Below are 14038 nucleotides of genomic sequence, written 5' to 3'. Positions count from 1 at the left end.
GCACGGCCACGGGGGCCGCGGTTGACCGTCGGATTTTAGGTGCGCCCCGGCGAGACTGTCGAGCGCGCGGCGGTGCGCCGGCGGTGTCGCGCCGCGCCGGGGGAGGGCGGCGGTGCGGGTGCTGATCGTCGCCGACACCCACGGCCGCCTCGCCGCGGCCATCGCGCGCCTCGCCGGCGAGGTCGACCTGGTGGTACACGGCGGCGACGTCGGCGCGGCGGCGGTGCTCGCCGCGCTCGCGGCCGGCGGCGCCCGCGTCGTCGCCGTGCGCGGCAACAACGACACCCCGGCGCAGTGGCCGCCGGGTGAGGCGGCGCTGCCGGCGACGCTGCCCGTGCAGCTCGAATGCCCGCTGCCCGGCGGGGTGCTCGCGGTGTGCCACGGCGATGCCGCGGCGGCCCCCGGCCGCCACGCCTGGCTGCGCCGGCGCTTCCCGGAGGCGCGCGCGATCGTCTACGGCCACAGCCACCGCCTGCTGGTCGACACTGCCGGCACGCCCTGGCTGCTGAACCCGGGCGCCGCCGGCCGCGCGCGGACCTACGGCGGTCCTTCGTGCCTGCTGCTCGAGGCGCGGCCCGACGGCTGGGACGTGCAGGCGCACCGCGTCAGTGCCGACGCCTGGGCGTGCTGAGGGTGGCTTGTCTTATCGATTGAGAATGCTTATCGTTTGTAAGCTATCTCGTCACCGCAGGAGTCGACCCCCGATGCGCACAGCCATCCGATCCCTCGCCGCCGTCCTCGCGCTCGCCTGCGCCGGGTCCGCGCTGGCCGCCGACGAGGTGGTGGTCTATTCGGCCCGCAACGAGCAACTCATCAAGCCGCTGTTCGATGCCTACACCGCCAGGACCGGCGTGAAGATCAGCTACGTCACCGACAAGGAAGGCCCGCTGCTCGAAAAGCTCAAGGCCGAGGGCGCGGCGACGCCGGCCGACATCCTGATGACCGTCGATGCCGGCAACCTCTGGCAGGCCGCCAACGAGGGCGTGCTGGCCAAGGTCGACTCGCCGGCGCTGAAGGCCAACATCCCCGCGCACCTGCGCGATCCCGCCGGGCAGTGGTTCGGCCTGTCGGTGCGCGCCCGCACCCTCGTCTACAACCCGACCAAGGTGAAGCCGGAGAGCCTGTCGACCTACGAGGCGCTGGCCGCGCCGGAGTGGAAGGGGCGGCTGTGCCTGCGCACCTCGAAGAAGGTCTACAACCAGTCGCTGGTGGCGACGATGATCGCCCGCGACGGCGAGGCCGCCACCGAGAAGGTCGTGCAGGGCTGGGTCGCCAACCTCGCCGCGCCGCCGTTCGCGAGCGACGACCAGGCCATCCTCGCGGTCGCCGCCGGGCAGTGCGACGTCACCGTCGTCAACACCTACTACTTCGGCCGGCTGAAGAAGGACAAGCCCGAACTCGCCGCGGCGATCTTCTGGCCCAACCAGCAGGGCAGCGGCGTGCACGTCAACGTCTCCGGCGCCGGTGTGACCCAGCATGCGCCGCACCGCGCGGCGGCGGTGAAGCTGCTCGAATGGCTGTCCGGCCCCGAGGCGCAGGGCATGTTCGCCGGCGTCAACATGGAGTTCCCGGCCAATCCCAAGGTCGCCGCCGATCCGGCGGTCGCCGCCTGGGGCGACTTCAAGCACGACGACATCAACGTCTCCGAGGCCGGCCGCCTGCAGGCCAAGGCCGTGATGCTGATGGACCGTGCCGGTTATCGCTGATCGAGGGCGATAAGCGCCGCCGCGGACGACGGCGTTGCGACGCCGTGCGGGCTGGCAGGCAGGCACGGCGACCTCTCTCCACCTCGACTTCGGCGGCGCCGTGGCGCCGCCCTTTTTCGTTCGGCGCCCGCGGTGGCGGGCCGCCGGGAGCCGCCGCCATGAAGCCGCGATGAGCGATTCCGCCATGCCGTCCGCCGTCGTCGCCCGCGCCGCGCCGCCGCATCGCCGCGGCCATCACGGCCTGCGCGCCGCGACCTGGCTGCTCGCGCTGGGCACGCTGGTGCCGATCGGCGTGATCCTCGGCGGCTGGCTGCGGCCCGACGCGGCGCTGTGGCGCCACCTCGCCGACACCGTGCTGTGGGAGTTGCTCGCCAACACCGCACTGCTGGTGCTGGGCGTCGGCAGCGGCAGCGCGCTGCTCGGCGTGAGCCTCGCCTGGCTGGTGGTGATGTGCCGCTTCCCCGGCCGGCGCGTGTTCGAGTGGGCGCTGATGCTGCCGCTGGCGATCCCGGCCTACGTGCTGGCGGTGATCGCGATCGGGCTGCTCGACTTCAGCGGGCCGCTGCAGGGGGCGCTGCGCGCCTGGCTCGGGCCGGGGCAGTGGCTGCCGCCGATCCGCTCGCTGGGCGGGGTGATCGGGGTGCTGACGCTGGCGTTCTACCCCTACGTGTACATGCTGGCGCGCGCGGCCTTCATCGGCCAGGGGCGCGCGCCGCTCGAGGCCGCGCGCGTGCTCGGCTGCTCGCCGCTCGCCGCGTGCCTGCGGGTGGCGATCCCCGGTGCGCGCCCGGCGATCGCCGCCGGCGTGGCGCTGGTGCTGATGGAGACGCTCGCCGACTTCGGCACCGTCGCCACCTTCAACGTCGACACCTTCACCACGGCGATCTACAAGGCGTGGTTCGGCCTGTTCAACCTGCCGGTGGCGACCCAGCTCGCCTCGGTGCTGCTGCTGATCGTCCTCGTCGGCCTGTTCGGCGAGCGCCGCGCGCGCAGCCGCGCCCGCTACCACGGCGGCGGCCGGCCGGCGCGCGACGACGGCTTCGCGCTGCGCGGGGCGCGGGCGTGCGCGGCGAGCGCGTACTGCGCCACGGTGCTGGGGCTCGCCTTCGTGCTGCCGCTCGGGCAGTTGCTGGTGTGGGCGTGGAGCCACGGCGCGCTCGACTTCGACGCCCGCTACCTGGCGCTGCTGTGGCACACGCTGCTGCTCGGCGCCAGCGCCGCGCTGCTCACCGTCGCCGGCGCGCTGGTGCTCGCCTACGCGCACCGGCGCCTGCCGGATCGTGCCACCGCGGCGGCGGCGGTGCGCTGCGCGACGCTCGGCTACGCGCTGCCGGGCAGCGTGCTCGCGGTGGGGATCATGGTCGGCTTCACCTGGATCGACGGCCGCTTCGCGCTGCTGCTCGACGCCTTCGGGCTGCCGGCGCAGGCGCTGCTGCGCGGCAGCGTGTGGGCGCTGCTGCTCGCCTATCTGGTGCGCTTCCTCGCCGTCGCCTACGGGCCGGTCGACAGCGGCCTCGAACGCATCCGCCCGAGCCTGATCGAGGCCGCACGCGGCCTCGGCGCCGGCAGCCGCGAGGTGTTCGCGCGCGTCTACCTGCCGCTGCTGCGCCCCGGCGTGTTCAGCGCCGCGCTGCTGGTGCTGGTCGACGTGATGAAGGAGCAGCCGGCGACGCTGATGCTGCGGCCGTTCGGCTGGGACACCCTCGCGGTGCGCATCTTCGAGCTGACCTCCGAGGGCGAATGGCAGCGCGCCGCGCTGCCGGCGCTGGCGCTGGTCGCCGTCGGTCTGCTGCCGGTGATCCAGTTGCTGCGCAAGTCGGGCACGTGAAGCCGCCGGCGCGCCGGACTATGCTGCCCCTCGCCCGCCCGCGCCCCGGAGGCCCGCCGTGAACGACGCCATCAGCCGCTTCCCCGTACCCGCGCTCGCCGAACTGCCCGCCGACGTGCGCGAGCGCATCGAGGCCGTCGCCGCGAAGGCCGGCTTCATCCCCAACGTGTTCCTGGTGCTCGCGCACCGGCCCGCGGAGTTCCGCGCCTTCTTCGCCTACCACGACGCGCTGATGGAGAAGGACGGCGGCCTCAGCAAGGCCGAACGCGAGATGATCGTGGTGGCGACCAGCGCCGCCAACGACTGCGAATACTGCGTGATCGCGCACGGCGCGCTGCTGCGCCTCTACGCGAAGAACCCGTACCTCGCCGATCAGGTCGCGATCAACCACACCCGCGCCGACATCACCCCGCGCCAGCGCGCGATGCTCGACTTCGCGCTGCGCGTGGCGGGCGACGCCAACGCGGTCGAGGCGGCCGACTTCGCGCCGCTGCGCGCGCACGGCTTCACCGACGAGGACATCTGGGACATCGGCGCGATCGCCGCCTTCTTCGCGCTGTCGAACCGCCTGGTCGGCGTCACCGGCATGCGCCCCAACCCCGAGTTCTACCTGCTCGGGCGGGTGCCGAAGGCGCCGTGAGCGCGCCGTCGGCCCGCGCCTTGGCAGCGTCGAGCGGGCGCCGTTATAGTCGCGGCCACGTCGGCGCCACCGCGCCGCGCCGTTCACGCCCGTCGTCAGAACCCTTCCCGAGCCCCGCCGCGGGGCGGTCTCCCAGCCGAGAGTAGCGCCCATGAGCAACATCCCCAGCGACCTCCTGTACGCGAGTTCCCACGAATGGGTGCGCCAGGAGGAGGACGGCACCGTCACCGTCGGCATCTCCGATCACGCCCAGACCGCCCTCGGCGATCTGGTGTACGTGGAGGTGCCCGAGGCCGGTCGCGAGGTCGAGGCCGCCGAAGCCTGTGCGGTGGTCGAATCGGTGAAGGCGGCATCGGACGTCTACGCGCCGATCGCCGGCGAGGTCGTCGAGGCCAACGCACAGCTCGCCGACCAGCCCGAGCTGGTCAACCAGGACCCCTACGGCGCCGGCTGGCTGTTCCGGCTGCGCCCGAGCGGCGGGGTCGACGGCCTGCTGAGCGCCGAGGCCTACGCCGCGACGCTCGCCGACTGAAATTCCCGCCTATCCTCACCCCCGCGACCGGCGCACGGCCGGTCGCGGCGTTGCACGCCGCGCCGGTCCCGTGCCGGACGCAGCCGACAAGTCCGGCGCACGAGCCGGCCACCACCCGCTAAGGAGTCATCCCATGGCCACCGTCACGCTCCAGGGCAACCCCTTCCACACCAACGGCGAACTGCCCGCCGTCGGCAGCAAGGCGCCCGACTTCCACCTGGTCGGGCCTGGCCTCGCCGACGTGCGCCTCGCCAGTTACGCCGGCAAGAAGAAGCTGCTGAACATCGTGCCGAGCCTCGACACGCCGACCTGCGCGCTGTCGACGCAGAAGTTCAACGAACACGCCAAGGCGCATCCCGACACCGTGGTGCTGATCGTCTCGGCCGACCTGCCGTTCGCCCAGGGGCGCTTCTGCACCGGCGAGAAGCTCGACAACGTGATCCCGCTGTCGATGATGCGCTCGCGCAACTTCGCCAAGGACTACGGCGTGCTGATCGAGGACGGCCCGCTCGCCGGCATCACCGCGCGCGCCGTGGTGGTGCTCGACGCCAACGACGTGGTCCGCCACACCGAACTCGTCGCCGAGATCGCCGACGAGCCGAACTACACCGCCGCGCTCGCCGCGCTCGCCTGAGGGACCGCGTTGGCGAACCAGCCCCACACCGGATGGCGCCGGCTCGTCAACGCCACCCACTACTCCTGGGCCGGCCTCAAGGCCGCCTGGCGCAACGAGGAGGCCTTCCGCCAGGAAAGCCTCCTCGCGCTGTGCCTGACCCCGCTCGCGCTCTACCTCGGCGACACCGCCGTGGAGCGCGCGCTGCTGATCGGCAGCCTGCTCCTGATCGTCATCGTCGAGCTGCTCAACACCGGCATCGAGGCCGCGATCGACCGCATCGGCCCGGAGCGCCACCCGCTGTCGGGGCGCGCCAAGGACATCGGCTCGGCCGCGGTGTTCGTCTCGCTGGTCAACGCCGTGCTGGTGTGGGGGCTGGTGGTGCTGAGCTGAGGCCGCCGCGGCGCGGACGGCGCTCTAAGCTTGCCGGCAGGCCCGCGACCGCGGCTGCCCTGCCGCCGGAGCTTTCGCCATGTACGACATGCGCAACCTCAAGAACCTGAAGACCCTCGCCCAGTTCGCCCCGGACGCGATGGCGGCGTACAACCAGCTGAACCATGCCGCCTTCGCCGACGGCGCGCTGTCGGTGAAGCACAAGGCACTGATCGCGCTCGCGGTGGCGGTGGCCACGCGCTGCCCCTACGCCATCGAGCAGCACGCCCGCAAGGCTCGCGAGGCCGGCGCGGTCGAGGCCGAGCTCGCCGAGGCGGTGATGGTGAGCGTGGCGGTGCAGGCCGGCACCGGCGCCGCGCACGCCGCCCACGCCTTCATCCCCGCCGGCTGAAGCCGCCGTGCGCCGGCGCCTCGCCGTCCTCTGCAGCGCGCTGCTGCTCGCCGCCCTGGCGCGTGCCGACGTGCTGGTCACGCTGCCACTCACGCACCGCAGCGCCGAGGAGCTGATCCCGCTGCTCGCCCCGGCGCTGCAGGGCAGCGGCGTGGGCTTGAGCGGGCAGGGGGACACGCTGCTGGTGCGCGGCTCGCCGCAGCAGGTGCACGACGTGCGCGAGGCGCTGCGCGTGCTCGACGTGCCGCGCCGGCGGCTGCAGGTGAGCGTGCGCCAGGCCGCGGCCGAGAGCGTGCTGGACGGCGGCGCGGTGCAGCACTACGGCACCCGCCGCGCCGACGACGTCACCCAGGCGGTGCAGATGCTCGACGGCGGCGAGGCCACGCTCGCCGTCGGCAGCGAGGTGCCGGTGGGGCAGGTGGGCGCCGCGGTGTGGCCGGGCGGCTTCGCGCTCGCCGCCGGCGAACCCGCCTACCGCGCGGCGACCGCGGGCTTTCGCGTGCGTCCGCGGCTGAGTGGCGACGGCGTGACGATCGAGGTCGAAACCTTCGACCGGCGCGAAGGCGCCGCCGGCGACGGGCGCTTCGCGGTCGCCGCGGCGACCACCACGCTCGCCGGGCACCTCGGTGAATGGCTGCCGCTCGCGCTGTCGGCGACGACGCGCAGCGGGCCCCGCGGCGGCCTCGATCTCGCCACCCGCGGCGACGGCGGGCGCGTGCTGCTGATCCGCGTCGAGGTGCTGCCGTGAGCCGGCGCCGGGAGCGCTGATGGACCCGAGCACGGAGCTGTTCGAACGCATCGGCTTGTCGGTCGCGCTCGGCCTGCTGATCGGGCTGCAGCGCGAGGCCACCGGGGCGGAGTTCGCGGGGCTGCGCAGCGTCGCGCTGGTGACGCTGTTCGGCACCCTGTCGGGGCTGCTCGCCGGGCATTTCGGCGGCTGGGTGATCGTCGCCGGGCTGTTCGCGATCACCACGCTGCTGGTGCTCGGCAACGTCATGCAGTGGCGCGGCCGCGTGGCCGACGTCGACCCGGCGATCTCCACCGAGATCGCGCTGCTGACGATGTACGGGCTCGGCGCCTACATCGCCTTCGGCAGCTTCGTGATCGCCGTGGTGATCGCCGGGGTGGTCGTCGCGCTGCTGCACTTCCGCCAGGAACTGCACTCGCTGGTCGGCCACCTCGCCGCCGGCGACCTGCGCGCGATCATGCAGTTCGTGCTGATCACCTTCGTCGTGCTGCCGGTGCTGCCCGACCGCACCTTCGGGCCGCTCGACGTGTTCAACCCCTTCGAGGTGTGGCTGATGGTCACGCTGATCGTCGGCATCAGCGTGGCGGGCTACCTGCTCTACAAGGTGTTCGGCGGCAACGCCGGCGTGCTGCTCGGCGGCGCGCTGGGCGGGGCGGTGTCGAGCACCGCGACCACGCTCGCCTACGCCCGGCAGGCGCGCGAAGGGCTCGCCGCCGGCCTCGCCGCGGTGGCGGTCACGCTCGCCTCGGGGGTGACCTTCGTGCGCGTCGCGCTCGAGGTCGGCGTGGTCGCGCCGCGGCTGCTGCCGGCGGTGGCGCTGCCGCTCGGCATCATGCTCGCGCTCACCCTCGGTGGCGTCGGCCTCGCCTGGCTGCGGGTGCGGCAGAAGGGCGGGCGGCCGCCGCTGCAGCAGAACCCCGCCGAACTCGGTCCGGCGGTGACCATGGCGGCGCTCTACGCGCTGGTGCTGGTGCTGCTCGCCGCGGCCAAGACCTACCTCGGCAGCGATGCACTGTACGTGGTGTCGGTGGTGGCGGGGCTGAGCGACGTCGACGCGATCGCGCTGTCGATCGCCCGCCTCGCCAACGCCGGCGTGGTCGCCGAGGACGCCGCCTGGCGGCTGGTGCTCGTCGGGGTGCTCAGCAACACGGTGTTCAAGGTGCTGCTGGCCGGTTCGATCGGCGGCCGCGCGCTGCTCGTGCGCGTGCTCGCGCTGGCCGCGCCGGCGTTCGCCGCCGGCGTCGCGCTGGTGCTGCTGCTGCCCGCCTCAGGGGCGCAGTAGCGGTTCGAGCGCGGGCCAGACGTTGTCGAGCAGGCGCGGCTGCGCCTCGGCGCGCGGGTGGATGCCGTCGTCCTGCATCAGGCCGGGCTGGGCGGCCACGCCGTCGAGAAAGAACGGCACCAGCGGAACCTCGTAGCGCTGCGCGAGGTCGGCGTACAGGGTGTGGAAGGCTTCGGTGTAGCGCGGGCCGTAGTTCGGCGGGATGCGCATGCCGAGCAGCAGCACGCGCGCGCCGGCGTCGCGGCTCGCGCGGATCAGGCTTTCGAGGTTGCCGCGCACCACCGGCAGCGGCAGGCCGCGCAGGCCGTCGTTGCCGCCGAGCTCGATCACCACCACGCGCGGGCGGTGCTCGGCGAGCAGCGGCGGCAGGCGCGCCAGGCCGCCGGCGGTGGTGTCGCCGCTGATGCTGGCGTTGACCACGCGCAGGTCGAGCCCGCGTGCCGCGAGGCGCTCGGCGAGCAGGCTCACCCAGCCGCTGCGGGTGTCGATGCCGAAGGCGGCGCTCAGGCTGTCGCCCAGCACCAGCAGCGCCGGCGCGGCCAGCGCCGGCCAGGGGGCGAGCAGGGCGAGCAGCAGCAGCAGGCGGCGCAACGGGGTCGACAGGCTCATGGGTTCCTTTTCAGCTCCAGGTACTCGAATCATGCGAACGGGCTCGGATGCAATCGTGCGGGCGGCAGACCTCGGCAAGCAGGTCGCCAGCCCCGAAGGGGTGCTGACGATACTCGAAGGCGTCGACCTCGCCATCGCGGCCGGCGAGCGCGCGGCGATCGTCGGCGCCTCGGGCTCGGGCAAGTCGACGCTGCTCGGCCTGCTCGCCGGGCTCGACACGCCGAGCAGCGGGCAGGTGTGGCTCGCCGGCGTCGAGCTCGGCAGCCTCGACGAGGACGGCCGTGCCCGCCTGCGCGCCGGCAGCGTCGGCTTCGTGTTCCAGTCCTTCCAGCTGCTGCCGGGGCTGACCGCGCTCGAGAACGTCATGCTGCCGCTCGAACTCGCCGGGCGCGACGACGCCGCCGAGGCCGCCGCCGAGGTGCTGGCGCGCGTCGGCCTCGCCGCACGCGCGCGCCACTACCCGGCGCAGCTCTCCGGCGGCGAGCAGCAGCGCGTCGCCATCGCGCGCGCCTTCGCGCCGCGCCCCGCGGTGCTGTTCGCCGACGAGCCCACCGGCAACCTCGACCGCCGCACCGGGCAGAAGATCATCGACCTGCTGTTCGAGCTGAACCGCGAGCGCGGCACCACGCTGGTGCTCGTCACCCACGACGCCGACCTCGCCGGGCACTGCGAGCGTCAGCTCGAGCTCGACGGCGGGCGGCTGGTCGCCTGAGCGTCCGCCGGCCGCTCCAGGCCGAGGATGTAGTCCCACTGCGCCGGCGTGACCGGCATCACCGAGAGCCGGTTGCCGCGGCGCAGCAGCGGGAAGTCGCCGAGCGCCTCGGCATGCTCCCTGAGCTCGCCGAGGCCGATCACCCGCGCGAGGCGCCGCACGAGCCTGACGTCGACCATCACCCACAGCGGCCGCTCGGGCGTGCTGCGCGGGTCGTGGTAGGGGCTTTGCGGGTCCCACGCGGTGAAATCGGGGTAGGCCTCGCGCACCACCTCGGCGATGCCGACGATGCCCGGCAGCGCGGTGTTCGAGTGGTAGAAGAGCACCTGGTCGCCGCACCGCATCTCGTCGCGCATCATGTTGCGCGCCTGGTAGTTGCGCACCCCGTCCCAGTACGCGGTCTGCCCGGGCCGCGCCGCCAGGTGCTCGATGCCGAAGGTCTCGGGCTCCGACTTCATCAGCCAGTGTTTCATGTGGGCACCGTGTGTCTTGCTGATCAGCGGGTTGATGGCGATGTGCCGGCGGTGGGGCGTTGCCGGCTGCCGGCGGACGTTAGCGGACGCTGCCGGACGGATGGAAGCGGCGCCACGCGTGCGCCCGGTGGCGAAGCGCACGCGGACGAGGACGAGGACATAGGTACGGCGGGAGGTGTTACGACGAGGTCATCGCTGAGTTCCGCGGGCTGCTCGATACCACCCCGGGCGGCCAGTCTTCATGCAAGGCCGTCTACGGCCCACGCTATCGAGCCTGCCCTTTGGCCGGCATGCATCCGTACGCTTCGAGAAGGTCGCCGACGTCCTCGCGATCAAGTAGTCGCCATCCCAGCGCAGCGAAACGACGCATGTCGTCGTCGGTGGGAAACGAGTAGTAGGCGCCGTCTGACGGGTCTTGCGGCGTCCCGATGACGGGCTCACCGCGTTCCAGCCGCCGGACTGCGTCCAGGATCAGGCCTGCGCCTGGCCGATAGAGCGAAAGGATGTGCCACAGCAAAGGCTTGCTGCGTGCGCCTTGGAGCGAAGGGTTGGGTGACACTTCAATAGATGGAAACAAGCGTCGCATTCCCTGCTCGTGTGGTGTGCTCAAAGAAGGCTTGTAGTCCCTTGACCATGCTCCACAGCTCCTCCAACTGCCGCTGCCGTTCAGTGTGTTCGGAGGATGCTTGCCAATAGATCTCGGCCGCTTCGATGTCGCTGGCAACATACGCAGGGTTCATGATCTCGAACGATTGAGCATCGAGAAATGTAGCGACGGCTCTAGAGCGTTCAGGGTCAAGGAGACGGATTGGCCCATAGCCCTGATCAGGCCCGATCTCCTCGCCTCCTGACATCAAAAACCCGCTAGGCCACGGACCTTCTGCGTTGGTGCCGGAGAACAGGTAATGCAGGATGTGCCAAGCTTGGTTGAGTTCGAAAATGTCGCTTTCTGCGACAGGCTCGAACTGCTGCCCTGAAAGAGATGGTTGTTTCGGGGGCTTCCCAAAGAGCTTTGACAGGAAACTGGCCTTCGGAGGAGGAGCAGTAAAGCCAACCAGTTCGCTGACGGCGCCAGGGTAGTCTTTCAGTCTTGTGATCTGTTCTGGGGTGATTCGATACAGGCTACACAACATGCTCATGATTATGATCTCCGGGCGATGTTTGTGACGCCCAACACCCAACGCCCACGCGCGGCCGAGCCGAGCGAAACGAGGCGAGTGACGTCGCCTGGAGCGTATTGCCAGAGCGCAGCGAGCGGTGCAATGACCGAACCCCAGAAAACGATAACGACAAGAGCGCCGCAACCCGTAGGTTGGGCTGAGCTTGCGAAGCCCAACGTTTACCGCGCCACTCCGGTGGGCACGCAAGCGGGTTGGAATGAATGTAGTTGGCATGCGCTTGCAGGTCCATGTCATCCCGATGTGGTGCGCCCGGTAGCGGCGCTGTCAGGCACCACGTTCGCGTTTGCTCCGGCGGCTGTCGTGGATGGTTTATGTCTTGGGCGCTTCGGTAGCGCATCGGTTTAGGCTTCCCCAGCATGCGCGCGGTGAACGTTGGGCTTCATTTCATTCAGCCCAACCTACTGAACTGATGAATCTCGGGCATCAGCAGATTGAGAGCGAAATTGCTTTCGACGTCCCGGTTGACCAGAAAGGCAGTTCTCATGGCTGAAGCTTCCCCTGTTCAGGGGCTCGCAACGAATCCCGGGACGGCGCTCGCGGGAGTGGCGAGTTGCATGGGGGCATCGTACTCCGGACGGAACGCGACGATGGATTTTGCGACGCCAAACGTTTGAATTCACCGACCTGCGCGACTTTTCGCGCAGGTCCGATGGAACGCCTTCATCATCGCTGCCTGATCGATTCACCCTTTCCCCTCACCCTTGCGCCGAGACGGATCGCTCATCATGGCAAACCGGATCACACCCACGCGAATTGACGCCGATAACGCTTCCGGCTCTCCAGCATCCGCTTGTAACGATTGGTGCATCGCGGGCAGATTTCATGTCGGCACGGGTCATTCAGAACCCACCACAGATGCCGGATAGTCGACTGCAGGTGATGCGCCCCGGAAAGTCAAAAACACGATCTGTCTTAATTTACGGGGGAGTCCATATAGAGAAGGGTTGCATACTGCCCCGATCGGTCGAGCTGGTCTTCAGCTCGCGCGCGGCGCGCGGAACACCAGCACGTTGCCGAGCATCACCAGCGCGAGGCCGGCGGCGCCGGTGGCGCTCCACTGGTAGCCCTCGACGCGGCTGGAGATCGTCAGCGCCACCACCGGGAACAGCACCGTCGCGTAGGCGGCGCGGTCGGCGCCGATGCGCCCGACCAGGGTCAGGTAGGCGGTGAAGCCGATCACCGAGCCGGGGATCGCGAGGTAGAGGAGTGCCGCGACGTAGTGCGGCGAGGCGTCGAAGGTGAACGGCACGCCGCGCAGCGCGGCGACCGCCGCGAGCAGCAGCGTGCCGTAGAGCATGCCCCAGGCGTTGGTCGACAGCGGCCGCAGGCCGAGCGCCTGGTGCCGGGCCGAGATCATGTTGCCGAAGGAGAAGCACAGCGTGCCGGCGGCGGCGAGCGCGACGCCGTGCAGCGCCGCCGCGCCGCCGCCGGCGAGGTCGCGCCAGAACAGCGCCGTCAGCCCGCTCACCCCCAGCGCGGCGCCGGCGAGCACCCGCGCCGTCAGCCGCCGGCCGAAGAAGAGGCGGCCGTTGACGGCGTTGAACACCGTCGCCGCCGAGAACACCACCGACACGGTGCCGCTGGTGACGTAGCCGGTGGCGGCGTAGAAGCAGACGAAGTTCAGGCAGAACAGGCAGGCGCCCTGGGCGAGGCACCAGCCGTGGTCGACCGCGCGCAGGCGCTGCAGCCGGCCGGTGGCGAGCAGGCCGACGAACAGCACCGCCGCGGCGAGCGCGAAGCGGTAGACGATCGATGCCTCGATCGGCACCACGCCGAGCTGGAACTTGATCGCGATCCAGGTGGTTCCCCAGATCAGCACGGTCAGGGCGTAGAGCAGGACGGTCATGGCGGGGTGCCCGTGGCGCAGGTCGATGGGCGTCGAGCCTCGCTCCGGGCGCGCCGCGCGGTCTTGCAGGTTCTTGCGCATTTCGCCGCCGCCGCCGCGGGGGCGGCGCTGCGCCGGTGTACCCTCGACGCCACGAGGAAACCGCCGATGTCCGCCACCGCCGTCACCCCGCCCGAGCCCTCCGCCCCGCTGCCCGACGTCGGCGTCGGCCGCACGCTGGCGCGTTCGCGCGCGCAACTGCTGCGCGCGGCCACCCTCGACGAGGGCCGCAGCCTCGCCGTCTGGGCCAATGCCGACGATCGCGTGCGCTACGAGGCGCCCGAGCACCACACGGTGTCGGTCTACCTCGCCGGCGGCTACGGCACCCGCCGCGCCGACCACCCGTCGCGGCGCGGGGCGCCCGGCCGGCTGTGCCTGCTGCCGGCGGGGGAGCGCTCCGACTGGATCGTCGACGGCGCGCTCGCCTTCCTGCACCTGTACCTGCCGCCGGCCGCCTTCGCACGCACGGTGGTCGAGGTGCTGGACCGCGAGCCGCGCAGCGCCGGCCTGCTCGATGCGGTCTACGTCGACGATGCCACCGCCGCGGGCGCCGCGGCGCGGCTGGCCGCGCTCGACTGGAAGGCGTGGCCCGGGCGCCTCGCGCTGGACGAGGTGGTGAGCGAACTGCTCGCCCACCTCGTCGCCCGCTACGCCTGCCACCGCCCGCTGCCCGAGGTGCGCGGCGGGCTGGCGCCGGCGGTGTTGCGGCGGGTGCTGGACTACCTCGATGCGCACCTGGAGCGCGCGCCGGGGCTGGACGAGCTCGCGGCCGTCGCCCACCTGAGCCCCTACCACTTCGCGCGCATGTTCCAGCGCTCGACCGGCAGCGCGCCGCACGCCTGGCTCGCCGCACGGCGGCTGGCACGGGCCCGTGCGCTGCTGCGCGGCACGCTGCCGCTCGCGGCGGTCGCCGCCGCCTGCGGCTACGCCTCGCAGAGCCACCTGGGCAACGCCTTCCGCCACGCCACCGGGGCGACGCCGGGTCAGTACCGGCGCTGGGCGCACGGTCACGCCGACGCCGGGGAGGGCGGGGGTTCGGCCTAGC

At 71.7% G+C, this 14038-nt stretch carries 16 protein-coding genes; 12 read left to right on the top strand and 4 right to left on the bottom strand.

What is annotated here, in order from left to right; translation table 11 throughout:
• The first annotated feature begins 112 nt into the window (after positions 1-112).
• From EV699_RS07980 to EV699_RS07935, 10 genes are all read left to right on the top strand, one after another.
• Entirely contained in the window at positions 113-631 is a 519-nt protein-coding gene (locus EV699_RS07980) for a metallophosphoesterase family protein (protein ID WP_132541213.1), read from the top strand.
• A 73-nt stretch (positions 632-704) separates the two neighbouring features.
• Complete coding sequence (locus tag EV699_RS07975; protein ID WP_132541210.1) at positions 705-1706, top strand: extracellular solute-binding protein; 1002 nt, start codon at positions 705-707, stop codon at positions 1704-1706.
• A 169-nt stretch (positions 1707-1875) separates the two neighbouring features.
• Positions 1876-3534, top strand: coding sequence for an ABC transporter permease (locus EV699_RS07970; RefSeq protein ID WP_132541207.1), 1659 nt, complete (start codon positions 1876-1878; stop codon positions 3532-3534).
• A 58-nt stretch (positions 3535-3592) separates the two neighbouring features.
• Entirely contained in the window at positions 3593-4174 is a 582-nt protein-coding gene (locus EV699_RS07965) for a peroxidase-related enzyme (protein ID WP_132541204.1), read from the top strand.
• A 151-nt stretch (positions 4175-4325) separates the two neighbouring features.
• Complete coding sequence (gene gcvH / locus EV699_RS07960) at positions 4326-4706, top strand: glycine cleavage system protein GcvH (protein ID WP_132541201.1); 381 nt, start codon at positions 4326-4328, stop codon at positions 4704-4706.
• Positions 4707-4839: 133 nt separating this feature from the next.
• Positions 4840-5340, top strand: a complete 501-nt coding sequence (gene tpx / locus EV699_RS07955; protein ID WP_132541198.1) for a thiol peroxidase — start codon at positions 4840-4842, stop codon at positions 5338-5340.
• 9 nt (positions 5341-5349) lie between these two features.
• On the top strand, positions 5350-5712 hold the full coding sequence (locus EV699_RS07950) for a diacylglycerol kinase (RefSeq protein WP_132541195.1): 363 nt from the start codon (positions 5350-5352) through the stop codon (positions 5710-5712).
• A 79-nt stretch (positions 5713-5791) separates the two neighbouring features.
• Positions 5792-6103, top strand: a complete 312-nt coding sequence (locus EV699_RS07945) for a carboxymuconolactone decarboxylase family protein (RefSeq protein WP_132541193.1) — start codon at positions 5792-5794, stop codon at positions 6101-6103.
• 7 nt (positions 6104-6110) lie between these two features.
• Positions 6111-6851 (top strand): secretin N-terminal domain-containing protein, encoded by a 741-nt coding sequence (locus EV699_RS07940; RefSeq protein WP_132541190.1) that lies wholly within the window; start codon positions 6111-6113, stop codon positions 6849-6851.
• 19 nt (positions 6852-6870) lie between these two features.
• A complete protein-coding gene (locus EV699_RS07935) occupies positions 6871-8133 on the top strand; it encodes an MgtC/SapB family protein (RefSeq protein ID WP_132541187.1) in 1263 nt (420 codons plus the stop codon).
• On the opposite strand, the gene EV699_RS07930 is transcribed toward EV699_RS07935, so the two are convergent.
• The gene (locus tag EV699_RS07930) at positions 8119-8742 is read right to left on the bottom strand and encodes an arylesterase (RefSeq protein WP_132541184.1); all 624 of its coding nucleotides are present in this window, start codon (positions 8740-8742) and stop codon (positions 8119-8121) included. The genes EV699_RS07935 and EV699_RS07930 overlap by 15 nt on opposite strands.
• 31 nt (positions 8743-8773) lie before the next feature.
• Here EV699_RS07930 and EV699_RS07925 point away from each other — a divergent pair, with 31 nt between their 5' ends.
• On the top strand, positions 8774-9454 hold the full coding sequence (locus tag EV699_RS07925; RefSeq protein ID WP_132541181.1) for an ABC transporter ATP-binding protein: 681 nt from the start codon (positions 8774-8776) through the stop codon (positions 9452-9454).
• Here EV699_RS07925 and EV699_RS07920 read toward each other — a convergent pair.
• The 3 genes from EV699_RS07920 to EV699_RS07905 all read right to left on the bottom strand — a co-directional run bounded on the left by EV699_RS07920 (position 9418) and on the right by EV699_RS07905 (position 12954).
• The gene (locus tag EV699_RS07920) at positions 9418-9927 is read right to left on the bottom strand and encodes an EVE domain-containing protein (protein ID WP_132541178.1); all 510 of its coding nucleotides are present in this window, start codon (positions 9925-9927) and stop codon (positions 9418-9420) included. The genes EV699_RS07925 and EV699_RS07920 overlap by 37 nt on opposite strands.
• Before the next feature lie 560 nt (positions 9928-10487).
• Complete coding sequence (locus EV699_RS07910; protein WP_132541175.1) at positions 10488-11066, bottom strand: YfbM family protein; 579 nt, start codon at positions 11064-11066, stop codon at positions 10488-10490.
• Between the two features lie 1018 nt (positions 11067-12084).
• On the bottom strand, positions 12085-12954 hold the full coding sequence (locus EV699_RS07905) for a DMT family transporter (protein ID WP_132541172.1): 870 nt from the start codon (positions 12952-12954) through the stop codon (positions 12085-12087).
• 147 nt (positions 12955-13101) lie between these two features.
• Between EV699_RS07905 and EV699_RS07900 the strand changes: the two genes are divergently transcribed.
• A complete protein-coding gene (locus EV699_RS07900; protein ID WP_132541169.1) occupies positions 13102-14037 on the top strand; it encodes an AraC family transcriptional regulator in 936 nt (311 codons plus the stop codon).
• Position 14038: the final 1 nt, after the last annotated feature.

The organism is Plasticicumulans lactativorans (genome assembly GCF_004341245.1).
Lineage (GTDB): Bacteria > Pseudomonadota > Gammaproteobacteria > Competibacterales > Competibacteraceae > Plasticicumulans_A > Plasticicumulans_A lactativorans.
The sequence above is the reverse complement of the archived record's forward strand: the minus strand, read 5'-3'. Positions and strand labels throughout refer to the sequence as shown.